This is a genomic window from Aliikangiella coralliicola (assembly GCF_007004725.1).
Taxonomy (GTDB): Bacteria; Pseudomonadota; Gammaproteobacteria; order Enterobacterales; family Kangiellaceae; genus Aliikangiella; species Aliikangiella coralliicola.
Window position 1 is genome coordinate 226252 of record NZ_ML660163.1, and the last position, 24636, is coordinate 250887.

The window sequence follows — 24636 nt, forward strand, 5'->3', positions numbered from 1 at the left end:
TCATTTCTAGATTTTTATAACTACATTTTGTACTATTATCGGTTCCTCGGCTTTAGCTAAAATATTTGTGTCTCGTATGCAATTTCAAATCCAACCCCATGTTCAAGAATTTGGATTGTTCCTCGATGGGTTGATTTTAAAAACTGATATGGCTTTTTTAAAGCGGAGATTTTACTTTCCAGTGAAGTTAATGAAACACTTGAATGCTGGTAAGTATAGTCGCTATTAGGACCATTTGGTTCCCAAGCTTTTATTTCTTCATTACATAAAATATTCAAGAAAGTAGTTGCATCCATAAACCATACGTCATGGCCGTTTGGGGAGGTAAACTGAGCACCAGAAAAATAGTGTGCATTTGAAACTATAAAGGGAATAATCTCGAGTTCTTTTGCCGAGTATCTAGTCCGCGCTTCAAATTCCGTTGGTCTTTTTTCTATAAACTCTATCCTTTTGTCCAGTTGTTCAAGAGCCTTCGATATATGATTATCAGCGAACCTGTAGGCGTCTTCACGTTCTTCAGGAGGGATAGAAGCTTTTGCCTCATATAAAATTAGATATTTTCCGCCTAGAGTGAATAATCCGTCAATCTCTGGGATATTTTTCTTCTGACTTCTTTTTACTCTATTAACTTTATAACCACCTTCTTCGAGCTTTTTCTTCAAATAATCTTCAAAAAGATGACCTTTTCCCACACCTTTTGAATAGTCTAAAGAAATCTCCTCTCTACTTAAAATCCTATCTATCAGGTTTTCAATTGGATGGTCTTTAGCATATGTAGGTATAATATAATAGAGGGTACCAATTTTAATAATTGGAAGCCATGTTGAAGGAAAAGTAAGACCTCGTTCGACTTTTAAAGAAAAAAGTTCAAGTAAATAACTTTTGTTTTTTGGAATCTTTAGAGTCGACAACAACTTGTTTTTAGTCCCACTAAATATTTTTGCGCCCCCACTCTTAACAGTTCTCTTGTTCTCTTTTTGAATTTTTTCACAGAAGTTAAAGATGCATTTATAAATATCAACTAAATCTCGAATAAAAAACCTTTTCTCGTTAAAAGTAAACTGATTATCTATTCCTCCATAAACAACTGAGAGCAATACAATGCTCTTTTTTAAAGAAACTTCTTTTTGAAAATCATTTCCTTTTGCAAAATCAATCTTTAATAATTTTCCATTGTCTGTACTGCTTACAAACCCAGATTTTTTAGCGATTTCAAATATAGCGTCATTAGTTTCTTCTCTATTTATGTAGTGCTTGTAATTTAAATCTCTATAAATTTCGTTTTTTCGCCAAGTATGGTTTGTCAGCTCTATAAAGAAGTCTAGCTTATCGAATCCAATAGACTTCATATTCTCCGTAATTCCATATTTTTTATAAAAAGAATGACTGGTTACAATGTTGTAGTCTCCTCTCAGAACCTCTGATATTTGTGTTGATATCGTTTTAAAATAACCAGCAGAACTAATTACTCTTTTGCAAATTGAGTTGCGTTTAGAAATATTCTTTTTTCTTCCTTTTAGTGGCTCTACGTTTCTGATAGCCAAGCAGATCCACGGGATTGTTGATATCAAACTGCCAAACATTGAGGAAGACACATTCTCTGGAACTTCTTGATTGTCATAGCCTATATTACAATACGCCAATCTGTTTAATTGCCACTCCAGATAGGAAAATAAGTCTTCAACGCTTGTCCGGCGTACGTTTTCATATAACATCAGCTTTTGTTTTCTTTTATGGAAATCAGAATGTTCATAGAAACCTTTTACATCACCTCTTGTTTCCAAAAGGCCTATTTCCTGCATTGCAAATAGTAAGAGATGAGTATTCTTTATCCGTTCAAAACTCTTAGAGATTGCATAAAAAAGTTCATTTTCTAACCCCAGTTTAGTAAGCCCTTGTACAAAAAGATGGTGATCTAAATCTTCTTCCTGAAGTTTTATACTTATTTCCCTGGCTTTTTTTATTCCGGATTTGTTTAATATAATCACACTATGTATGTTTCCCCCTATTGGTCAAAGCTAGAGCAATTTGTTGTGTACAGTTTTGTACTGTATCCCTAATTTCATGTTCCCAAAATCGCAATACTAGCCACCCCATGGAGGACAACAATGTTTCGATTTTTCTATCTCTTTCAACATTACCATTGATTTTATTTTCCCAAAATGAAGTACGGGTTTTTGGTAGTTGAAAGTGTTTAGGACATTTGTGCCAAAAGCACCCATCAATGAAAATTGCAACTTTTAACGATGGATAGATTATATCTGGCTTTCCGGGAAGTTTATTCTTAATCCTATATCGGAGTCCCATGCTCCAGAGCGCTTTTCGGAGAAGCAATTCTGGATTTGTGTTTTTGTTACGGATTCGGGACATGCAGTACGACCGCTGTTTTTTGGAAAGAACATCTGTCATTTCATTCCCTACCGATAGAATAATGGGGAAGGATTAATTATGCATAAGGATTACAGCTTGGTCAAAAGACGAACAGGCAATAATTAGTCGAAGGCAGGAACAGCCAGTTCGCCCCAATGTATCTGGCGGCCATTTTGGGTTCCCTATGCGACCAAAGTGTGGCCAAAGCGGACAAACTTAGGTATTAATAACATATTTTTGGGGAATCTTGCAAAAATGGTGGGCCCTCACAGACTTGAACTGTGGACCTACCGATTATGAGTCGGGTGCTCTAACCAACTGAGCTAAGGGCCCATTCTTGCGGGACTTGAAGTGAATACCTCAAGCGGACTGGGAGTTTACGGAAAATAGCGCTTTCAATCAATAGTAAATGGCTATTCCTTATGAAAAAACACCACATCTTTATCGATAATCTCCAGCCGCCAATCCATCTTTTTGGATATCCACTCAAAAGTGCGTGTTGAATAGAAGCAAATATGAGTTGGATCATTTTTGTAGTGCCAGCTTTTAAAAGCCTCTGGCGTTTGAACTCTTTTGGTCATAACCGCCAAAATACCACTGGGATTCAATAAGGAATTGAGCTTGGTCAACACAGGCATTGGCTTGGCGATATGTTCGATAACTTCAGTCATCGTAACAAAATCATACCGTTTTTCTAACAACTCAGGCTGATTAAAGTAGTACAAATCATAATTTTGGACCTCAAAACCCTGCTCTTTTGCCATCTCGCTGATTGTTGGGCCCGGCCCACAGCCAAAATCTAACCCAGTGGCCCCCTTCGAAACCCTCGCCAATAAAGGCGCAACCGTCCTCTCTAAAAAACGGCGATAACCATTATCCGTTGGATTATTCTGGTGTTTATCATACTCAGCCTTTTCGTTTTCTGCTGACAGCCGGTATTCAGGTGGCACACTCACCAATAAACAGCTAGAACACTGAAAGTAGGCTCTACGCTTGTCCTCATGATATTGGTTGAGAGAATTTGCACAACATAAGGGACAATGCTTCATACTCAAATCTGTTCCTTATTATGTTCTGTGTTTTTTGTTCTATACTTTGACAATTGATCAATCACACGAAAAGGCTTTACTCGCCCAATGAGCAGTGCCCAAAAGTTAATTGAAAAACGTATAAGCGAGTATAATTCAACCCCACTATTACCTCTAGAACTTCCGTACATTAAGCAAAAACTGCGGGACCCCGATGTTTCAGCAGAATCATTTAAAACCCAGTTTAAACGCGACCCAGTATTCTGCTGGCTATTGATTAGAGCTGCCTGGGTGGCGACTAAAAATCGCGCAAACCACCCTGTCGCAGCCGATCACGCAATGAGCACCATTGGTATCACCGGCACCAAAAAAGAATTCGAACAATTACAGCCCAAATCTCAAACGGCGCTATCCCAAAAAGAATTATCTCAAAACCCATTGTCTGACGAAGTCACTTTTTGTCTTTCAACCAGTTTACTGGCCGCGGAGCTGGCTCACCGCTTTGGAGAGCTCAGCTTAGGCAGTTCGAACATTTATTGGACTTCTTTGTGTTATCAACTACCCGATACCTTACTATGGTACTTGCAACCCAAGTCAATGTGGCGGATCTACTATCGTCGATTAACACTACCTAAGAAAATGACCCTATTTGAGGAGTCAAAACTTGGTTTTAACTTAGCTGAATGGCGACAGGCTGTTGCTGAGCATTTTCACATGAGTGAGTACAACAGAATTCTATACTCAAAACCATTGCCTGATAATCCGAAAGAACTCTATGAATATGCCACGCAAGGCTATAGTGAAAAAACACCTTCACTAAAAGAATGGCACCGACAAGAAGGGTGGCTGGTAGTTTTATCAAATCGTTTAGCACGAACCATAATCGCCCCCTGGCATAACCAGAGCTACCGGCATCATTTACAGTTACTCCATCAGTTACTGGCTTTAGATATAAAAAAACTCAACCATCTAATTCACCAGAGTATCGCTACAGTCAGTCAGAACCTAACTGGTTCGAAGTTAATGATCCCGGCGATGGGATTTTTGATGTTACGCTCCAAACCTGCTCTACCAGAGTGGTTAACTAGTCCAACGGTGAAGAAAGCAGCATCTATCAATGTGGAAAAAGCTGCGTCCACAAAAGCGCCCTCTGCTCAAATGAAGCTATTGCAATTAGTGAAAAAACTAACCTCAGGTGCCGGAGAATTTGAATCTTCCGCTGCACTCATTCATGAAGGGTTAAAGGCAATTTTGACCGAGCTAAAGTTTTCCCGCGCATCATTTCTGGTGGTTGATCGTAAGACCGCCACCGTCCGAACTCGAATTGCGCTAAATTCTGTCGGCCAGGCAAAAGTTCGTCCAGACTTTGAGTTTAAGTTACCAACTCCACTGAGTCGTTTTGTCGAGAAGCAGACATTTATGGTGCTTTCGAGAGAACAACATCAAAAAATCTGGAAAAAACTTCCCTATGACATTCAGAAGCAGCAAGTTGAAAAATTTATCTTTTGTTCATTACAGCCAGGAAAACAAGTCAGAGCAATTATTTATATGGATGCTCAAGACCAATCTCTTTTTGAACCACAAAATCTGGTCAGGGCCAAAACTTTGTTAAAAGGAATTAATAAAGGACTATCAATCAGGAATCAGGCGAAAGCAGAAAGTTAACTGCAACTTTCACACTCCTCCGTCTTTATTGAACGAAGGAATGTGATGATAACGAATCTCTTTTCTAAAAAGAAAACTCAATCGACACAAGGTTAATGCGAATATGCAGTCTTACTTTTCCTTGAGCGAAATAAATTTTTAATATCCTCAAGAATCATGTACAAACACGGAATTAAAAACAAGGTAATCACTGTGGCAAACATAATTCCAAATCCAATCGAGATTGCCATCGGAATAATAAACTGTGCTTGCAAACTCGTTTCGAAGTAAATTGGCAATACGCCGAAAAACGTGGTTAACGACGTCAACAAAACCGCTCGAAATCGTTTTGTGCCAGATTGTACGACAGCATCGATCATCCTTATTCCCTGCGCTCTCGCTTTATTAATAAAGTCCACCATGATCAAACTATCGTTCACCACAACACCTGTTAACGCGATAATCCCATACAGAGAAAGCATGTTAAGTGATTTGCCTAACAAGAAATGTCCAACAATCGCGCCAATTACACCAAAAGGAATAACCATCATGATAATCACTGGTTGTGAGTAGGACTTGGTAGGTATCGCAATCAAACAATAGATCATTCCAAGCGCACCAATAAACGCAACAGCTAACTGTTTTAAGAAGTCTTGCTGGTCCTTGCTGGCACCTTCAATTCCATACTTAACACTTGGGTATTGGCTTAGTATGTCAGGAATAGTCTTTGTGTTAACTTCTTCAATCACTTTACGAGATTCGACTTTCGCCGGATCAATATCTGCAGATACCGTAATTGAGCGTTTTTGATTAACACGGGTGATACTGGTAAACCCGGTACCAATCTCAACATCAGCGACTTGATAGAAAGGCACTTCCTGACCTGCTGGAGTGCGGATCCACATATTTTCTAAATCGGCAATTGAACGTCTCTCCGACTCAGGATAACGGACCATGACTTTCAACTCATCGCGGCCACGCTGAATTCGCTGGGCTTCTTCACCATAAAATGCCTGACGAACCTGGCGTCCTAAATCATTTAAGGTTAACCCAAGCACTTCGGCTTCGGGTTTAATCTTTAGTTGTATTTCCTGACTACCACTACTAAAGGAGTTACGAATATCAAAAACACCATCATACTCGCCTAACTGCAGCTCCAACGTTCGTGCCGCAGCATCTAATTCTTCGTCGTTAGCACCAACCAGCTGGAACTCTAGCGCAGCACCGCCGCCAGCATTAGTCCCGGCGAAAAATCTTAACTCCTTTGCACCGGGAATTTCACCTACTTTTTCTCGCCACAGTTTTTCAATTTCAAAAGCCCCCAGATCTCTTTCCTCGGGCTTAGTAAGTTCTAACAAAAATCCTCCACCAGTATCACCGTTAGTAAACAGCATGGTGTGATGAATAAAACTTTCTCCATTTGCCTGTGGGTGTTCTTCTCCCATTTCAAGTGCTGCTTGCTCAATTCTATTAAGCGCCTCGTTTCGAGCGCTCACCGAAGAGCCATCAACCATGGTGATATTACCTTGAATAAAATCACTGGGGATATTTGGAAATACTTCAACTTTAACCAAACTGGCCATAATTAATCCTAAAGCGACAAACCAGGTGGCGATAAAAATTGCCATGGTGTTGTAACGGCCTTTAACCGCTTTTTCAAGTAACGGTTTATATTTAAACTCAATAAAATTTTCTAACCAATTGCGAAAGGACGCCTGAAATTTTTCGAAAAAATTCGCATTCGCTTTATCAATTGGTGAATATTTCATGTGGGCTAAATGGGCAGGCAAAATCCACTTTGATTCAATCAATGAAAATACCAGGCACGCCGAAACAACAATCGCGATTGCACGGAAAAATGCGGCAAAATTTGCTTCAATCATTAACAACGGCGTAAACGCAGCGATGGTTGTCAACACGCCAAAAGTCGCAGGCATTGCAACACGGTGTGCTCCTCTGATGACGTTATCGGTGGTGTGTCCATATTCACGAATTTCTGTATAAATACTTTCTCCGATGACGATAGCATCATCAACAACAATACCGAGCACCATAATAAAGGCGAAAAGGCTGAGCAGGTTAATTGAAACCGACCACTCTCCAAGGTTTGGCATAACAATAAAGGCACCAAAAAAACAAACCGGTATCCCCACCATTACCCAAAAGGCAATCCTCACTCTGAGGAACATGGCTAAAATGCAAAATACCAGGAAAGCACCTACGACCATGTTGCTCAACATCATATCCAGGCGAGCATTCAAGTAATAAGAAGAATCTCCCCAAACGCCGAGCTTGGCCCCTTCAGGTAACGCATCCTGCTTTTCATCCACGTATTCTTTTACTGCCGCGGCAATCGCCAGGTCATTTTGATCGCCCGTGGACTTGATTCGAATGCTAGAAGTGGGCTCACCGTCGAAGCGAGCAAAACCTTCACCTTCAACAAAACCGTCAATAACGTTTGCGACATCTCCTAACAATAATCGGGTACCATCGGAGTTAGTGCGTAATACCAGGTTACTATACTCCTCTCCGGTGTAGGCTTGCCCTTTTGTTCGCAGCAAGATATCGCCACCTTCCGCTTTAATCGAACCGCCCGGCAGATCGATCGAAGAGTTGCGCACAGCACGAGAAACTTCATCGAAAGTTAACCCGTATTTTTTTAATTTGAACTCTGAAATTTCAATACTGATTTCATAATCACGATTGCCGACAATTTGCGCAATATTGACTTCAGGCAATGTCATGATTTCGTCGCGAACTTGCTTGGCTAACTCTTGCCGGGTTTTACGGTCCATACTGCCATAGACAGAAACCCACAATACATCGCCTTGAAATTCAACTTTAGTCACAATGGGCTTTTCTGTTTGCGCGGGAAACGTAGTTATTGCGTCAATCTGCATTTGAACTTCGTCCAACATTTCTGAAAGCGAATAACCAGACTCCAACTCAAGGTTCACCTGACCATTACCTTCAAACGCGTACGAAGTCATCCGCTTGATGCCTTCAATATTTTCCAGTGCTTCTTCAACTTTCAGTATCACCGACTTTTCAACTTCTTCAGGCGCTGCGCCGAGATGAGGAACAGAAACAGTGATTGAGTTTGGATTAAACTCAGGAAACATTTTCTTATTAATCGTTGAATAAGAAAATAAGCCGCCTATAATAATTCCTATCATTAACAAATTTGCTGCGACCGGATTTCGTGCAAACCAGGCGATAATGCCGGTGAGCTTTTCTTGAGAAGCACTCATTATTGGCCTCCTCCGTTATCCACCAATGTTTCCTCTTCGGACGTTTGAGCATCACTTTGGCTGGCAACCTGAGAATTCTCAGATTCTTCAGACTCAATCGACTCTTCATAACCAGACAATCGAATAGACATCCCTTCAACAGGAGTGCTTAGTTTCGTCACTACCACTTTATCCCCAGACGACAATCCATCAGAAACATAAATATTTTCAGCGTCGGTGCGGAGAATATTTACTTTGGAAAATTTCAGTCTTCGATCATCATTAACAAGGTAAAGTTCATTGGAACCTCTTACTGCTTTGCGCGGCACGCTCACGACATCACTAACCGTTGTTCCATAGATTTTTGCTTTAACAAAAGTGCCGACACGTATCGGTTCTACTTTATTGCCTGCGTCTTCGCCCGCACCTTTTTCCGCTTTGTCGTGACTTTTAATCACACCATAAGGATCATTAATTTGGGCAACAACATAATTGACGCGACTATTAGCATCAACGACACCTTCTGAGCGGGTGATAAACGAATCCAATGTTTTACGCTTGCCCCCTTGCGTCCAGGACAACTCAACTTTCGCCCCCACTTGATCAGCCGCCCCCAAAGCAGGCATTTCAATAAACGCAAAGTCTTGCTCTTTTATCGGCAAACGAATTTCCGCGTAATCAATGGCAAAGGTCGTTGCCAACTGGGATCCGGTAGAAACATACTGGCCTATATCTACCATTTTTGCTTTCACCATGGCATCGTATGGAGCAACAATACGGGTTCTATCGAGTTTTATCTGTGCATTTCTCACATCAGCCTGTGCCGCTTTAACATCGGCCTCAGCTTGCTGTAATTGCGGTTTTCTTAATGCAAGAATTGGCGCATTGTTTTTGGCTCGGCCGGTCATACTCCATTCTTTTTCGGCTTGCTTTCCGCGCGCTCTTTCTTCAACCAGACGAGCATTTGCAGCATCTAATCTTGCTTGAGCTTGCAGCAACGCGACCTCATAACTGATCGGGTCTATTTCTAGCAACAATTCACCTTTTTCAAAAAAACCACCGACAACAAATTTGCTTGACACATTTTTAATCACGCCGGAAACTTCGGATACCATGGTTGTTTCGGTCCGTGGCATGATGCTTCCCTGTGATTCAATTTCAAAAACAACATCGCCCTTAATCGCTTCGATTGCCTCAACCAGCGGCGCTTTAGTTTCAACAGGCTTCTTGGCCGGCTTAGGCGCCATGCCTCCGGCAATTACCATCACTAGAAAACCGCCAAAGACAATTCCTAGAGGAATAAACACTGTTCTGAGTTTGAATTTTTTGCGAGTGACAGGTTGGCTTGTTACGTTAGGGGAATCGCTCATGGCTACAATCTCTCTGGTTGAAAAACAGCTCAAATACTTTTTAGTTTTGCGATGTCTATTTTGCCGTATTTAGGAGCAGAATTACTGCAACTAAAATGTAAATAAACTTGATGAATGTAAAGAATTGCAAATCTTAATGGTCAATAATGTAAAGTCAGGCTTAGTTCTACCAAATTATACTGATTCAGCTTGATTACTAATTGGCTCAAAGCGATTAATGCGCCAATCCTCAGGTTAAATTTAGCAGGAAAAATAGGAAAAATTAATTTAACGAGTAATTAATAACAATTCTTAAATTCCTGATTTTGGATTCAGGCTTAATTAATGTCGCTTTTGCAACATACTAGTACTAATCATTTTCCAGTTCGAAATGATTACCACAGTATGGACAGTCAGCTTCACCTGTTTTTAGCGGTAAATAAACTCTGGGATGTTGATTCCAATGTTCTTCGTCTTTTGGAGGACAGCACGCGGGTAAAGCATCTTTGGCGACTTTAATGACTGCCTTGTTGGCATTATTTGATTGGGAAGTCACTGGGGAAGAAGTCATATTTTACTCCGTTATTGTTTTATCAGGGGTCGCTAAAAATATCAAAGATAGCATTCTTCAAAACGCCTAACCTGTCAACTCAGATTAGTTTACCCGAAAATACAAATCAAGCCACTGTAATCGAGTCAATTTCTGATTATTCCGGCAAAATATTGCGCTATTAAAAGTCCTCAATCCTAGCTTTGATCTTATCTCAAACAAAATTTCGAAAACGCGCCAAATTCAAGCGCTAATTTTTCGGGTGCACCAAAACGAAACATTTCCCTGGCTAAATTCACCCAAAACTTCCTTAAATTGCGACAACTTTCCACAAAAAGCCCTGTTTTCACATTGGCATGCAAATTGAGATACAAAAACTTAAAGGCGAATAATCACGCATTAGAAAACCAATAAGGGGAAATTTTCAATGTTCTGGGTAACAGCAATAGTAAGACCGTTCAAACTGAGTGAAGTTTACGAAAAATTAGTCAGCGATGGGGTCGGTGGTATGACCGTCACCGAAGTAAAAGGGTTCGGAAATCAGCGGGCGGATACCGAAGTGTACCGAGGAAATACTTACACCAGTCGTTTCGTCCCAAAGGCAAAAATTGAAATGGCCGTTTCAGAAGATGAGCTGGAGCGTGTGCTGCAAAGCATCATGGAAGCAAGCAAAACAGGAAGCCCCGGCGACGGCAAAATTTTTGTTTGGAAGTTAGAACAAGCCATTCGTATTAGAACCGCCGAAATAAACGGTGATGCAATTTAATCCGACGGTGTTTATCAATTAATAAAATGGTCAATCAATAAAAATAACGAATCAATAAACAGCACCTGACTATAACGAACAAAAAGAACTCAATTAAAAGAATTAACCAAGTGTAAAAGAGAGAACCTGATTATGGAATCAACAGACTTGCTCAGTCAAACTAACTATCTATTCAACACCTTGTTTTTACTATTTTCCGGTGCCCTGGTCATGTGGATGGCAGCCGGTTTCGCCATGCTGGAAGCAGGGCTGGTACGTAGCAAAAATACCACGGAAATTTTGACAAAAAATATTCTACTATATGCCCTGGCGTGCATTATGTATCAAATCATCGGTTTCGATATTATGTACCAGGACAATGACACCGCCGGTTTTTTTCCAAGTATTGGTTTTGGTATAAATGAAACGGCAGAAGGCGCTTCCCAACCTGGGAAAGTTGACTTTTTCTTCCAGGTAGTTTTCGTTGCGACCGCGATGTCAATTGTGTCAGGTGCCGTTGCAGAACGAATGAAGCTTTCTTCATTTTTACTTTTTGCGGTGTTCCTGACAGCCTTCATTTACCCGTTGGAAGGTTACTGGACATGGGGTGCCGGATTTTTAGGCGCTAGCACTGAAGACGGTGGATTAGGATTTAGCGACTTCGCAGGCTCTGCCATTGTTCATATGGCGGGCGCGATGGCTGCCCTGGCCGGCGTTATCCTGTTAGGCCCACGTAAAGGTCGCTATTCAGAGAAAGGCGTTAAACCCGTTCCCGGTGCTAACATGCCACTCGTCGCTCTGGGCACGTTTATTCTCTGGTTCGGTTGGTTAGGATTTAACGGCGGCTCTCAATTAAGTTTTACCGGTGTCGCCGACGCAGACGCCGTTGCGAATATTTTTGTTAATACAAACGCAGCCGCTGCAGCAGGAGCGTTACTTGCCTATTTGCTCAGTTTATTCATTTACGGCAAAGCCGACTTAACCTTGATAGTTAACGGGGCCTTAGCCGGTCTGGTCACCATTACCGCAGCACCAGATTCACCAACTGCATCACAAGCAGCCATGTTCGGTGCGCTTGGCGCAACCTGCACATTTTTCGCAATCAAGTTTTTTGATCAGATAAAAATTGACGATCCTGTCGGTGCGATTTCAGTTCATGGCGTTGCGGGAATCGTCGGTGTGTTATTAGTTCCTGTAACAAAAGACGTTTCTGTACTGACACAGTTAGCCGGTCTCGGTGTGATAGCCGCATGGGTTTTCAGCGCCAGCCTGCTTATCTGGTATCTGCTCAAGAAAACTGTCGGTATCCGAATTAGCTCGCAAGATGAATATATCGGCGCAGATATTTCTGAGTGCGGCCTTGAGGCTTATCCGGAATTTATTAGCGGCCGTACCTCTAACATGCTTTAACTCGACATCTCGTTTCTGTCTTGAAAATTAGAATTATTGCCTAAGAGCACCAATAAAAAGAACACAAAAAAACCAACGAAAGAAGGAGAAAAAATAATTATGAAAGCACGTACTTTGGGATTGTTAGCAGCGAGTTTGATAGGTATTCAAGCCAACAATAGTCACGCAGATTCGCTGAGCTATGAAGGAAACCTGACTTTAGCCAGCCGATATATGTTTCGCGGATTCGACCTTAGTGATAGTGATCCAGTGGTACAGGGAGACTTCACCATTAGCCACGCCAGCGGCTTTTCAATTGGCGCCTGGGCAAGTCAATATGATGTTGTCACTGATGACGGAATTGAAACAGACCTGGTGGTGAGCTATGAGACCGAAATTAGCGATAGCGTTTCAGTGAATATCGGGTTAACTGAATATACTTATTCAGGCGACACTGACTCAACGACCGAATATTACGCAGGATTATCTGTTGAAAATTTTGGTGTCACTTACTATCGAGACACCGATCTCAAAAACGATTATTACAGTCTGGATGCAGAGTTTGACCTGATGACTGCACTATCCTTAGCATTTCATATTGGCCATAACTCGCCTGACAACGGCGTATCCCATGAAGACTATAATATCGGACTTGGATATGCAGTTAACAGACATTTATCCTTGTCGGCAAACTATAGTTTACTTGAGCTCGATGGAGCGGATGATGACAATAACTTCGCTGTTAGTGTTAATTATTTATTTTGAATAAAAAGGCGAAAACTGGCAAAAAGAAATGGGGAAGGCAAGAAAATCAGCTCCTTCCCAAACCTGATGTTAACTAAGACTCGGGTAAATATTTTTGCCAGATTCGTTTGACAGAGTTCATCTCGCTTTCAAACTCATCAGCGCCCACTAGAGAAGATTTATTCAGCAAGGCTAATTCGTTGAGTTTGTTTCGAAAACGGCGGTAATTCTTAACTAATATTAGTCCATCGTCCTGGGGGATAATCTGTTGATGTTGCGCCAGTTTCAAACAGTCAGCCATATTATGGGGAATGTGCATTTCTACCTTACTTTTTTCGCTCACCCCATGATTATCAGACAATGAAAAGTGTTTCAGTATCAAGTATTGAGCCAAAAACTCAATATCGACCATACCGCCTGCAGCCTGTTTTAAATCGACCTTTCCGACTTCCTTTTTCTCTAACTGCCCACGCATTTTATGACGCATTTCTAACACATCGTTGCTTAGTTTTGTTTCGTTCCTGCTTTTACCCAGCACTTCTTCTCGAATGCTTTCAAATCGCCGCTGTAACGTCTGATCGCCAGCTACATACCTCGCCCTGACTAACGCCTGATGCTCCCAGGTCCAGGCGGATTCTAGCTGGTAATCTCGGTAAGCATCAAAATGACTCACTAATAATCCAGAGCTCCCCGAAGGCCGTAAACGCATATCAACTTCATACAGTAAACCGAGGTTGGTTCGGGTTGATAAAAAGTGAATCAGTTTTTGGGCAAAACGCGTGTAGAAGCGGCTATTATTCAATGCGCGTTTACCATTAGTTTGACCGTCAACCGGCTGATCAAACAAAAACACCAGATCGAGATCAGAACCAAAACCCAATTCTTTTCCACCTAACTTTCCATAACCAACGACCGCAAAACCGCAGCGTTCAAATGACTCGCTCGATGAATGTTCGGAAAGGCTCTCCGGCATCCCATACCTGGCACTAATGATATTCCAGCAAAGCTGAATTGCAGCATTGAGAATCACTTCCGCCAGTTGAGTAAGATATCGACTCACTTGAGAAATACTTAGCGTTTCAGCGAGTAATGCAGCAGCAACTCTTAGTTCATTGATTTGTTTAAAAGCACGCAACGCATCAAGAATTTCCTCTTCATCTTCAGCGTCAATGCGCAAGAGATTCTGTCGCAATTCCGATTGTAAATCACTCGCCTGTAACGGTTCATAAAGACTATTTGGATAAAGTAATTCATCCAGTAAAATGGGGTATTCAGAAAGTCGTTTGACAATCCATTCACTTCTCCCGGCTAAATCAACCAGGTGTTGCAATACCGGTGGGTTTTCACTCAAGAGTTCGAGGTAGGCAGTTCGCTTTAAAATGGCGTGAAGCACTCTCAACAACCGGTCTAGCGTTTTCTCCGGGCAATCTTTCGCGAGACACTCTGCTAACAGTGCCGGGAAAAAAGTGCGCAACCGCCTGGCCCCTCGGGGAGATAAATTCAGCACTGAAGAATCTTGAGCAAATCGATTGATCTGATTTATTAGTCCGCTCGCCTGGTCATCGGTAAAGGATCGTTTTGTCTCTTCGAGCACTTTTTGCTGAAGTGATGCAACATCCACATGTCCTTCAGCAAGCGCGTAATAAAAGTCATCTTGACTTAGCGCTTTTTGTCTCTCTTCACCAAACAAATCATTAAAATGTTGGTGGACGATGCGCTGATGTTCATCAAGCTGAGCAATTAACGCCAACCAATTATCAAACTTCAGCGCGCGACATAATGCTTCTTGTTCGACTATACTCTCAGGCAGTTGTTGAGTTTGCTTTTCAGCTAATTCTTGAATGCAATGCTCTAGTCTTCTTAAAAATCGATAACTGTCGCGAAGATCGCGTGCAATTTCAGCCGGCAGCATTTTGGCTTCCACGAGTAAAGGTAACACTTTAAGAACACTTTTTTCACGCAGACGTTTGTCTCGTCCTCCCTGGATTAACTGAAGCGATTGTACAATAAATTCTATTTCTCGAATGCCGCCGGCATCCAGTTTGATATTTCCGGTCAATCCTTTACGGCGTACTTCGCGCTGAATCATTCCCTTCATGCTGCGAATAGATTCTATGACTCCATAATCGATATAACGACGAAAACTGAACGGCCTGATTATATCGTCCAAAGCATTTTTTTCCTGCTCTGTACCGGTTATCATTCTGGCGCGGAGCATGGCAAATCTTTCCCATTCTCTGCCCTGCTCTTGATAGTATTCCTCCGCCTGGGCAAATGACATGACGAGTGCGCCGGAATCGCCGTAAGGTCTCAACCTCATATCCACACGATAGACAAACCCATCTTGAGTGACTTCGTCCAGTAACTTGATTAATTGTGTTGCCAGACGTTGAAAAAAACGGCTACATTCAATTTCACGAGGACCGTTTTGGGTGCGCCCCGCCGAGGGGAAAAAAAATATCAAATCAACATCTGATGAAAAGTTAAGTTCGTACCCGCCGAGTTTCCCCATTGCCAAGATGAGCATGTTTTGTTTTCTACCGCCTTCTTCCGCAGTACTCTCATCACATACTTCCATCGGGCTGCCAAACTTCTGCTCAAGACTCTGCAGACACCAGTGGTACCCTGCTTTAATCATCTGATCGGCAAGGGCAGAAATTCTCAAACTAGTCGATTCTATGGGCAAGGTGTCGGTAAGTTCCAACACCGCAATCGCGGCAGCGTGACTGCGCCTGAAAATACGCAGTGCTTGCATAACTTCGGCTTCGCTCATGCTTGAGTATTCAACAGCAAAAGCGTCAAATAATGCCGGTAATTTGCGCCAGACATCATCATTTTCAGAGTCGAAATGCCAGCACAGTGCTTCGGCGGTCAATTCAGGATAACGACAAAAACACTCTTGGACAAAAGTGCTGATTTCTGCAGCAAACTGTAATTTTTGGAATAAATCAACGGGCAAATTCGTTTGCAAATAAGTCAGCGCAACCTGCCAGTCAGGGTTGGGTTGTCGGAGCGACTTTGTGGTAGGCGTGTTAACCATGTTTTGTTAATAATGTCCCGGTAGCTCAAAGCCACACTGGCCTCGTCTCAATTTTGAGAAATCCAGCGGCTAATAGTATAGTAGAATCATACCTTGGTACTAAAGCAAGTTAAACAGCCAAGTGTTAACCCAATCTAAAAGGTAGAAAGGAACAATGATGCACGTATTTGAAATGGTAGCAATTATCTCTGTGTTCGCAATTTTGGCTGGAACCGTTAATAAATGGCTAGCCACCCGACAAGTACCAGAAGTTGATTTAAGCGGCATAGAGGGTCGACTGGCCAAGCTCGAATCTTTACAGGAAAGAATTGAGGTTTTAGAAGCCATTGTGACCGATAAGGGCTACGATTTAAAAAGAGAGATAGAAAATTTGTGATGACACCGTCATTAACCGAATAATATTTTCGAGTTGATCAGCACATAGAATTTACCGGTTTTCTATCCCTTGGTTGTCAGCCTTTTCTGTGGCAGCTAATAACTTGGAAGGTCAGTTTAACTAACCGGTCAGTTGTTCTGAAGAAACTTTCTGCCTGGCTATGAATATTTTTTCAAACTCGGCTGCTTCCAGAGGCTTCGAAAAAAGATATCCCTGTCCCTGTTGGCATCCGAGCTGATTTAACACGTCAAGCTCATCCTGAGCTTCAATCCCTTCAGCAACGACCTCCAAATTCATTGATTTGGATAACGCGATAATGGTACGCACGATCTCGTAGTTCCCTTCATTACAATGAATGTTTGTGACAAAAGAGCGATCGATTTTTAATTTGGATAACGGAAAGCGATTTAAGTAAGCAAGTGAGGAGTAACCGGTACCAAAATCATCTATGGCAATTGAAATACCTTTTTCTCTCAACGCACTTAATACCTGGTTGCACAAAGAAGTATCTTCAACCATCACTTCTTCAGTAATTTCTATTTCCAGATTATTAGCAGCAAGTTTATGCCGGTTGATACAAGAGATAACCAAGTCAACAAAATTTGCTGACAAAAGTTGGCTCGGTGATACGTTAACCGCCACCTGCAGAGGCTCCCCTGTCTGTTCAATCCAACGGCGCGTTTGTTTCAAAGCATCATCAAGAATCCATTCGCCCATTGATAAAATCATTCCATTTTCTTCTGCGATTGAAATAAATTCGATTGGCGACACCAAGCCTTTTTGTGGGTGACGCCACCGTACTAAGGCTTCCATACCTTCCAGCTTTTTAGTCTCCAGATTGATCTTAGGTTGATAAGTGAGAAAGAAATCTTCATCAAAATTTGTTTGACGCAAGTCATTCTCTAATTGAAGCCATTTTTGTTCACGGTAGGCCAACTCGTGGTCAAAATGATTGATACCTTCGTAATTAATTTTCTGCGCTTCACCTAACGCAGCTGTCGAATTTTTTAACAACATGCCCGCACTATAACCATGTTCGGGAAATCGAGCACAACCGATATGAACATCTAAAAAAAACTGTCCATAAGTGGTATTAACCGCATTTTGAGAAGCGGCACGAATGCTTTTTTCCAATGCTTCAATGGCTTGTGGAAATGCTTCTTTATCATTTGCCTCAGCCAGCAAAATTTCAAACTTAGCCCCCATAAATCGATAAACACCGCAAACATTAAAGTTTTCAGAAATCTCTTTTAAGCAATGTTGTAAACGCTTAACCACGCCCTTGATAAGAGCATCGCTAACATAATGTCCGTGGGTTGTTGAAATGAGCTGTAATCGCTTAATTCCGACGGACAGTAAGTAAATAGGATTATCATTTCCCTTGGCAATCAATTCGGCGAGTTCGATTTCTAACCGCTTCAAATTGGGCAAGCCGGTTAACACATCATGATAGGCGAGAAATTCCAACTCTTCTCTGGCTTCTTCTCGCTCTGTTATATCTTGCACGAAAACCATTAACTGATTGAGCGAGTCAATTTTATGAAGCGACAATTCAAGCGACTGCACTCCATCTTTTATTTTGGCAACGGTAAATTCTCCACCATTATTTTCCAGCCTGTCGGCTAGCAGCAAAACCTCTCTTTTAATCTGGAGGTTTTCTTGACTAACGTAGTTATCTCGCCAGGCGAAATTTTCAAACACCAATTCTCCGTCAAAGTCAAAACACGCTACCGGATTCGGGTTATTCTCAACAAATAGTGCAAGCCTTTGTCTTTCAATCGATTGAAGGCGAGATTTTCGATAGGAGTAACCGACTTGAGCCGCAATTAATAGTATCATTGTGGAAAAAACGCTTACCCAAATAGACATTTGGTTAAGTTGGCGACTGGATTGTACCTTCGAATCTTCAATTTGTATTTTAATGAGTTCAGTCAGGTTATCCAGATGCGGCAATGTGTTTCTACCCAGTTGAGATATAATCACCAATTCGTCGCGGGCAGAATCCCAATCATAAGGTTCTGGTGGCAACACCGTGTCCAAGTTAAGCGCATGTTGTTCCATCTGAGCGAATAGTTTTTTTAGTTGCTCAATATCTATTTTACTCTGTTCGAACTTTTCTAACCCAGTCACATTGAATTCAATGTTCTGTTTTGCCTGCTTTAGCTTCTGATAGATATCTTCTCTTTCTACGGTTGCATAAAATTCATAAAGAATGCGCTCATACTCATTTATCCAGTGTTTTAAAGCAGAGATTTGATTAAGCGATGGAAGTTGCCGATCGGTGAGCTCCTGGTTAACTTGCTGAATTGAATTCCCAGTTTGATAAACTGAGTAAGATATCCAGACGCCGGCAACCAGAATCAACAGATAAATCATCAATACATTAAATTTAAACAAACCGGGATTTTTCGTATCCAATGACTTGCTCCGTCAACACTATCTCGTAGAAACTATAGACGTTAAAATAAAAATGAGCGAACTTGAAAACTCATCGAGCCTGAAAAATAGAGCTGTGAAGATTAACTATTCCTATTGTTTCAAGCTAAATATAAGCAGTGATGCAATACAGGGATAAAAGTTACACTGGTAAACCAATTATGTGTTATCTAGGTAGCGCTTTTTACTTGAGGGTATTTTATTTGAAAGTACTACTTAATTTGAAAGCACTATTTAATTTCGTAGTTATCTTTGACCAATTCTCTCGGCAGTCCGTTTTTAACTTTTCCTTTTTTATTTTGCCCTAAACCAATCACGTTATTTTCAAAGCACAATAAAATCTCACCATCGCTAAAACCAGGATCCTTTAACTCAATATTTTGACCGCGATAAAAATATGAAGCCTGCTCTTTAGATAGTGAGGCCACCTGGCGATTGGCCCTATCTCCGAAACAACAGGCAAACTCATGAGTTGAACGAATTTTATTGGGAAAAACTTGCGCAACTTTCATGCCGAAACGATTTATTTTCAAGTACTGGTCAAACTCCGCTAGTTTGGAAGGAAATAGCCATATTTCCTTATCTCTTTGTTTTAATTCATATCCATCAGGCTCAATATCGACTCCAAATTGCGATTGAAAATAATGAGAAAGCTTTTGCCGTATTTGACGCGAAACTTTAGTAAATGGCGTAGAGTAGACACTCTTGGGTTCCCTCTCAATGATAGAATCCTTCGGCTTGATAAAGCACGAAATAAAAAAACCTTCACTATCAAAAGTATGTGGAAGAACTAATAAATACCCTTCATCTGTTGCAACTTTTTCAGCACCGTCAAATAATGAATTCAAGTCAACAATCGTTGCATCTGTCTCGCTGGCAAGGTAATTAGCAACATGTTGGTTTTCTTGCGGTGACAAAGTGCAAGTAGAATAAACTAATCGACCGCCGGGTTTTAGCCCTTGATAAGCTGACAATATTAATTCTCTTTGCAGTTGACCGAGCTCCTCAACTTTATCAATGTCCCAGTGTTTGAGCGCGTTAACATCTTTGCGCACCGTCCCTTCTCCGCCACATGGCGCATCAAGTAAAACATAATCAAACTGACCGGGCATCAATACGCCAATTTTGCGCGCATCCTGGTGTGACATACAGGTATTAAGAATGCCGCAACGAACCAGATTGCTATGTAAGCCTTTCAGACGACTTGCTGAAAGTTCATTTGCCAGCACCATTCCACGATTATCGAGCATGGCTGCCAACTGTGTTGTTTTTGAACCGGGCGCAGCGGCCATATCAGCAACCAGTGGCTGCTCAACAACAGATTCCTTTAGCAATGCAACCGGTGGTAACATCGAACTGGCTTCCTGAATGTAAAATAATCCCTGCAAATGTTGTGGCAAGTTGCCTAAGGATAATAACTGCTCTTCATTTTCTCTCGCTAACCAGAAGCCATTTTCACACCACGGAATAGGCGTTAATTGCCAGTGATAACCTGCCGCAATTTCTTTAAAATTTTCGACGCTGATTTTTAGTGTGTTAACACGAATACTTTTACGGAGCGGACGCCCGCATGCTGCGATAAAGTCTGACTCTTCTTCGGGATTTAAAAAAGTTGCGCGAGCGTGCTGCAAATAATCAGGATGAAGCTCGCCTCCGGATGTCAATTGAATGGGATCGTGTTGAGACATAGACTAATTCTTACTTTAATATTTTTGTCCGCTATTTTCTAACAGCGCCTATTAACTACGCAACTTAGTTATTCTCAGATCTATTTATATTGATTCAGCATATTGATTCAGCATATTAATTCAGCATATTGATTCGGCGATATGATCTGTTTATTTTTTTAAGTGGGTTACGCCACGAAAAACGCACCTAACCCACTCTAATTAGTTGTTAATGACTAACCTTCCACGACCAGTGTCATTCATCATCCTCCGTTAAAGTCATCAAGGATGTATTACCACCAGATGCTGTAGTATCAATGCTAACAGTTTTTTCCGTCAATAAGCGATTAATCAAAGTATCATAATACTCACTGCTGATAACGGGTAAAATCGCCCCTTTACGGGCTGCCAGTTGAACATTAACAAAACTTTTTCGCTCGCAGCCACTACCGACAACTGCACCAGACAAGTAAGGGTGCGCGAGAATGGCTTGCAGATGACTGAGCTTCGCCACCTGAAGAACGCCTTCAGCCGCACCGGTCGCTAAAAACTTCTCGCGAAATGCGAGCGCTTCTTTGTGAAAAAGATCAGACACAACTGTAATAACCGTGTTCCCTGCTGCCAGCGCGGAAATAATCGAAATCGCCCAGAAATTAAACGACGTATCTTTATCAGCATAACATACCACACAGCCTCTAGGCTCAAGGTAAAGTTTATTCGACTCACCGGTTGGCCCCGGCAGCTCCACCGGATTTGATAATCGTTTTTCAATTCTAATCAGCTGTGCTCTGGCGTCACTGAGCGTCTGCTCCAGATCGTCGGCTAACTCATTGACACTTTCAACGGTAGCGACTTTCGCGATTAACTGACGCACTGTCGAAATGCGATCATTTAAATCAGCATTGCGCCAATTTTTTTCTTCCTTCCGCGCATTTGCCATCAGCTGAGAAACGGAAGCTTGAATTTCACGGGTTACCTGAAAGTCTACCTCATCCGATTTAATATTAGTCGCTTGCACATTTTCTGGTGATGCTTTTTCTTTTACCAGTCGAGTCAGATAACCAGGACCGCCCGCTTTGGGCCCGGTACCAGAAAGACCTCTTCCACCAAACGGTTGAACACCTACGACAGCGCCGATCATGTTACGATTAATGTAAACATTACCTGCACGGGACGCTCTGGCCAGATAGTCAGCACGTTCCTGAATTCTACTGTGGATACCCATAGTTAATCCAAACCCGGTGCTATTTACCTGATTAATCACATTGTCCAACTTAGTTCCGTCAAAACGAATCACGTGAACACAGGGACCAAAAACTTCATTTTTCAATACCGATAAATTCTCAATTTCATATAAACGTGGTGCGAAGAAAAAGTGATCGTTTTCTGCGTTATCATGCACCTCGCATTGGTAAATTAAACTGCCCCTGTTTTTCATGTACTCCACATGCTCATTCAAAGCATCGAGCGCTTTTTGATCGATTACCGGGCCGACGTCGGTCGACAACATTTCAGGGTTACCCACATGGAGTTCCTCCATGGCGCCTTTCAACATGGTAATCACCTTGTCTGCGATTTCCTGCTGCACAAATAACACTCTCAGCGCCGAGCACCGCTGACCCGCACTTTGAAACCCTGACGAAATCACATCATCGACAACCTGTTCTGGCAGAGCAGTGGAGTCAACGATCATACAATTTTGACCACCAGTCTCTGCAATTAATGGAACTTGATCACCGCCTCGTTCGGCTAGCGTTTGCGAAATGCGTGTTCCTGTCTCGGTAGAGCCGGTAAACATCACTGCCTTGATCCGCTCATCGGGTACTATCACTTGTCCCACTTTGCTTCCGCGGGCAATTACCGGTTGTACCACATGCTCTGGCAACCCAACTGTTTGCATTAACTCGATCGTTCGAATGGCTATCAAACTAGTTTGTTCAGCCGGCTTTGCAATTACTGTATTGCCCGTTACAACTGCTGCCGCGACCTGCCCAAGAAATATCGCCAGGGGAAAATTCCATGGACTAATACATAAAATAACGCCACGCGCCTCGAAACGATCATCTTCTGCAAGCGCTTCAGCACGGGCCGCATAATATCGGCAGAAATCGACAGCTTCGCGGACCTCGTCCACACCGTCTTGTGCAACCTTTCCTGCCTCTTTGATACACAATGCAATCAATTCATCGCGGTGACGCTCTAGAATATCTGCAGTTCGACGTAATACATCAGCACGCTCCTGCACCGGCGTTTTAGACCAACTACTAAAAGCCGCTTCCGCATTTTCAACGAGTTGTTTCATTTCGGCTGGATCCTGATGCCGAATATGCCCGATAATTTCCCCTAAGTTCGCAGGGTTAGTGACTGCTTGCGACCCTTCTGGAACCTCATCCAGAGACAGCTTGTTCGCAGCAAACCATTTATCGAGATTTTGTTTCATTGGCGTGAGGTGATTAATATCAGTCAGATCAACACCGCTGGAGTTATCACGTTCCTCGCCATACAGCGCTTTGGGCAAATCGATTTGCGGATTTTCTTTTATTTTTAGCCGCTGAATTTTTTCAACAGGATCAGGCAATAACGATTCCACTGGCTTCGACTCATCAACAATGGCGTTAACAAAAGAAGAGTTTGCGCCATTTTCGAGTAAGCGTCTGACCAGGTATGCGAGCAAATCTTCGTGTTGTCCCACCGGCGCATAAACACGACATTGGACCTTATCCTGGGTGACAATTTGATCGAACAGAGACTCGCCCATTCCATGTAACCGTTGAAATTCAAATCCTTCGGTATCGCCCTCTGCCATTTCTAACACGGTGGCTGCGGTATAAGCGTTGTGAGTCGCAAACTGTGGATAGATGGTATCTCTATATTCCATTAACTTGATCGCACACGCTTTATAACAAACGTCGGTGGCAGCCTTGCGAGTGAAAACAGGAAAATGTTCTAGTCCATCCTGCTGGGTCGTCTTAACTTCAGTATCCCAATAAGCGCCCTTAACCAACCTCACCATTAATTTGCGGCCAACTCGTTCAGTGAGTTGGCGTAACCATTCAATCACAAAAATGGCGCGTTTCTGATAAGCCTGAACCGCCAAACCGAACCCGTTCCAATCACCAAGCGCTTCGTCGGAAAATACCACTTCAATAACATCGAGTGAAATGTCGAGACGGTCGGCTTCTTCTGCATCAACGGTAAACCCGATATCATAACTTTTTGCGGCCATGGCCAACTTTTTCAGCTTTGGAACAAGTTCATTCATCACCCTTTCTTTATGAGTAAACTCATATCGTGGATGAATCGCAGAAAGCTTCACTGAAATACCAGGGCTTTTAATGGGTCCTCTGCCTTTGGCCGCTTCTCCAATTGCATCGATCGCCATCATATAACTCTCAAAATAACGATCAGCATCTTTCATCGTCCTGGCACCTTCTCCTAACATATCGTAGGAATAGGCGTAACCTTTTTGCTCTTTTTCTACCGCTCGTTCAATCGCCTCATCAATGGTCCTCCCCATCACGAATTGTTTTCCCATTATTTTCATGGCGAAATTCACTGACTTACGAATAACCGGCTCACCGAGTCGGCCGATTGTTCTCTTTAGCACGCCAAACTGATCTTCTTTATTTCTATCGGAATAACTCACCATCTTGCCAGTAACAAGCAACCCCCAAGAAGATGCATTAACAAATAGCGAGTCGCTATTGCCTAGATGAGAACTCCAGTCACCATTGGCCAGTTTGTCACGAATAAGGCTGTCTTGGGTTTCTGCGTCCGGCACTCGAAGCAGGGCTTCTGCCAGACACATAAGGACGACACCTTCCTCGGAGGAGAGAGAAAATTCATTCAATAACGCATCAATACCGCCCTGACCCTCTTGATCGTTACGGATATTGACTACCATCTGACGAGCTCTTTCCCAGGCGCGGCTTCGCGCAGAAACTCCGACTTCAGCCAGCGGTAAAATATGGTTAATGACCTGGTTCTCATCAATACGATAAAAATCACGGATCTTTTGCCGGATGGGACATTCGGTGGTCAGGCTGCCATTGAATAACATAAGAAAAT

Annotated in this window: 15 protein-coding genes and 1 tRNA gene; 5 read left to right on the top strand and 11 right to left on the bottom strand. The window is 42.3% G+C overall.

The annotated features are described in order from the left end of the window. Positions 1-56: 56 nt before the first annotated feature. From FLL46_RS09800 to FLL46_RS09815, 4 genes are all read right to left on the bottom strand, one after another. A complete protein-coding gene (locus tag FLL46_RS09800) occupies positions 57-1988 on the bottom strand; it encodes a hypothetical protein (protein ID WP_142893333.1) in 1932 nt (643 codons plus the stop codon). A 1-nt stretch (position 1989) separates the two neighbouring features. Then, positions 1990-2409 (bottom strand): very short patch repair endonuclease, encoded by a 420-nt coding sequence (locus tag FLL46_RS09805; RefSeq protein WP_142893334.1) that lies wholly within the window; start codon positions 2407-2409, stop codon positions 1990-1992. Positions 2410-2626: 217 nt separating this feature from the next. Then, positions 2627-2703 (bottom strand) — tRNA-Ile (locus FLL46_RS09810). Between the two features lie 80 nt (positions 2704-2783). Further along, positions 2784-3419: a class I SAM-dependent methyltransferase gene (locus tag FLL46_RS09815; RefSeq protein WP_142893623.1), complete on the bottom strand. Its 636-nt coding sequence runs from the start codon at positions 3417-3419 to the stop codon at positions 2784-2786. A gap of 87 nt (positions 3420-3506) precedes the next feature. Here FLL46_RS09815 and FLL46_RS09820 point away from each other — a divergent pair, with 87 nt between their 5' ends. Continuing rightward, on the top strand, positions 3507-5063 hold the full coding sequence (locus FLL46_RS09820; RefSeq protein ID WP_142893335.1) for a hypothetical protein: 1557 nt from the start codon (positions 3507-3509) through the stop codon (positions 5061-5063). 92 nt (positions 5064-5155) lie between these two features. On the opposite strand, the gene FLL46_RS09825 is transcribed toward FLL46_RS09820, so the two are convergent. The 3 genes from FLL46_RS09825 to FLL46_RS09835 all read right to left on the bottom strand — a co-directional run bounded on the left by FLL46_RS09825 (position 5156) and on the right by FLL46_RS09835 (position 10192). Further along, positions 5156-8293 carry an efflux RND transporter permease subunit gene (locus tag FLL46_RS09825; protein WP_142893336.1) on the bottom strand — a complete coding sequence of 1046 codons (3138 nt, stop codon included), beginning with the start codon at positions 8291-8293 and terminating at the stop codon, positions 5156-5158. Next, positions 8293-9642, bottom strand: a complete 1350-nt coding sequence (locus tag FLL46_RS09830) for an efflux RND transporter periplasmic adaptor subunit (protein ID WP_142893337.1) — start codon at positions 9640-9642, stop codon at positions 8293-8295. The genes FLL46_RS09825 and FLL46_RS09830 overlap by 1 nt, the downstream gene beginning before the upstream one ends. A gap of 349 nt (positions 9643-9991) precedes the next feature. Beyond that, positions 9992-10192, bottom strand: a complete 201-nt coding sequence (locus FLL46_RS09835; RefSeq protein WP_142893338.1) for a zinc-finger domain-containing protein — start codon at positions 10190-10192, stop codon at positions 9992-9994. 406 nt (positions 10193-10598) lie between these two features. Here FLL46_RS09835 and FLL46_RS09840 point away from each other — a divergent pair, with 406 nt between their 5' ends. From FLL46_RS09840 to FLL46_RS09850, 3 genes are all read left to right on the top strand, one after another. After that, positions 10599-10937 carry a P-II family nitrogen regulator gene (locus FLL46_RS09840; RefSeq protein WP_142893339.1) on the top strand — a complete coding sequence of 113 codons (339 nt, stop codon included), beginning with the start codon at positions 10599-10601 and terminating at the stop codon, positions 10935-10937. A 132-nt stretch (positions 10938-11069) separates the two neighbouring features. After that, positions 11070-12326 carry an ammonium transporter family protein gene (locus FLL46_RS09845; RefSeq protein ID WP_142893340.1) on the top strand — a complete coding sequence of 419 codons (1257 nt, stop codon included), beginning with the start codon at positions 11070-11072 and terminating at the stop codon, positions 12324-12326. 99 nt (positions 12327-12425) lie between these two features. Further along, a complete protein-coding gene (locus FLL46_RS09850; protein ID WP_142893341.1) occupies positions 12426-13070 on the top strand; it encodes a TorF family putative porin in 645 nt (214 codons plus the stop codon). A gap of 73 nt (positions 13071-13143) precedes the next feature. Here FLL46_RS09850 and glnE read toward each other — a convergent pair whose 3' ends face one another. Further along, on the bottom strand, positions 13144-16089 hold the full coding sequence (gene glnE, locus FLL46_RS09855) for a bifunctional [glutamate--ammonia ligase]-adenylyl-L-tyrosine phosphorylase/[glutamate--ammonia-ligase] adenylyltransferase (protein WP_142893342.1): 2946 nt from the start codon (positions 16087-16089) through the stop codon (positions 13144-13146). Positions 16090-16243: 154 nt separating this feature from the next. Between glnE and FLL46_RS09860 the strand changes: the two genes are divergently transcribed. Further along, positions 16244-16465, top strand: a complete 222-nt coding sequence (locus FLL46_RS09860; protein ID WP_142893343.1) for a hypothetical protein — start codon at positions 16244-16246, stop codon at positions 16463-16465. A gap of 120 nt (positions 16466-16585) precedes the next feature. Here FLL46_RS09860 and FLL46_RS09865 read toward each other — a convergent pair whose 3' ends face one another. From FLL46_RS09865 to putA, 3 genes are all read right to left on the bottom strand, one after another. After that, positions 16586-18883, bottom strand: coding sequence for a putative bifunctional diguanylate cyclase/phosphodiesterase (locus FLL46_RS09865; protein ID WP_142893344.1), 2298 nt, complete (start codon positions 18881-18883; stop codon positions 16586-16588). A 248-nt stretch (positions 18884-19131) separates the two neighbouring features. After that, positions 19132-20589 (bottom strand): NOL1/NOP2/sun family putative RNA methylase, encoded by a 1458-nt coding sequence (locus tag FLL46_RS09870; protein ID WP_142893345.1) that lies wholly within the window; start codon positions 20587-20589, stop codon positions 19132-19134. A gap of 235 nt (positions 20590-20824) precedes the next feature. Beyond that, positions 20825-24628, bottom strand: a complete 3804-nt coding sequence (gene putA, locus FLL46_RS09875) for a bifunctional proline dehydrogenase/L-glutamate gamma-semialdehyde dehydrogenase PutA (protein ID WP_142893346.1) — start codon at positions 24626-24628, stop codon at positions 20825-20827. Positions 24629-24636: the final 8 nt, after the last annotated feature.

Coding starts and splice junctions, on each gene's coding strand:
- FLL46_RS09805 (WP_142893334.1), bottom strand. CDS start 2,409: ATGACAGATGTTCTTTCCAAAAAACAGCGGTCGTACTGCATGTCCCGA.
- FLL46_RS09815 (WP_142893623.1), bottom strand. CDS start 3,419: ATGAAGCATTGTCCCTTATGTTGTGCAAATTCTCTCAACCAATATCAT.
- FLL46_RS09820 (WP_142893335.1), top strand. CDS start 3,507: ATGAGCAGTGCCCAAAAGTTAATTGAAAAACGTATAAGCGAGTATAAT.
- FLL46_RS09825 (WP_142893336.1), bottom strand. CDS start 8,293: ATGAGTGCTTCTCAAGAAAAGCTCACCGGCATTATCGCCTGGTTTGCA.
- FLL46_RS09830 (WP_142893337.1), bottom strand. CDS start 9,642: ATGAGCGATTCCCCTAACGTAACAAGCCAACCTGTCACTCGCAAAAAA.
- FLL46_RS09835 (WP_142893338.1), bottom strand. CDS start 10,192: ATGACTTCTTCCCCAGTGACTTCCCAATCAAATAATGCCAACAAGGCA.
- FLL46_RS09840 (WP_142893339.1), top strand. CDS start 10,599: ATGTTCTGGGTAACAGCAATAGTAAGACCGTTCAAACTGAGTGAAGTT.
- FLL46_RS09845 (WP_142893340.1), top strand. CDS start 11,070: ATGGAATCAACAGACTTGCTCAGTCAAACTAACTATCTATTCAACACC.
- FLL46_RS09850 (WP_142893341.1), top strand. CDS start 12,426: ATGAAAGCACGTACTTTGGGATTGTTAGCAGCGAGTTTGATAGGTATT.
- glnE (WP_142893342.1), bottom strand. CDS start 16,089: ATGGTTAACACGCCTACCACAAAGTCGCTCCGACAACCCAACCCTGAC.
- FLL46_RS09860 (WP_142893343.1), top strand. CDS start 16,244: ATGATGCACGTATTTGAAATGGTAGCAATTATCTCTGTGTTCGCAATT.
- FLL46_RS09870 (WP_142893345.1), bottom strand. CDS start 20,589: ATGTCTCAACACGATCCCATTCAATTGACATCCGGAGGCGAGCTTCAT.
- putA (WP_142893346.1), bottom strand. CDS start 24,628: ATGTTATTCAATGGCAGCCTGACCACCGAATGTCCCATCCGGCAAAAG.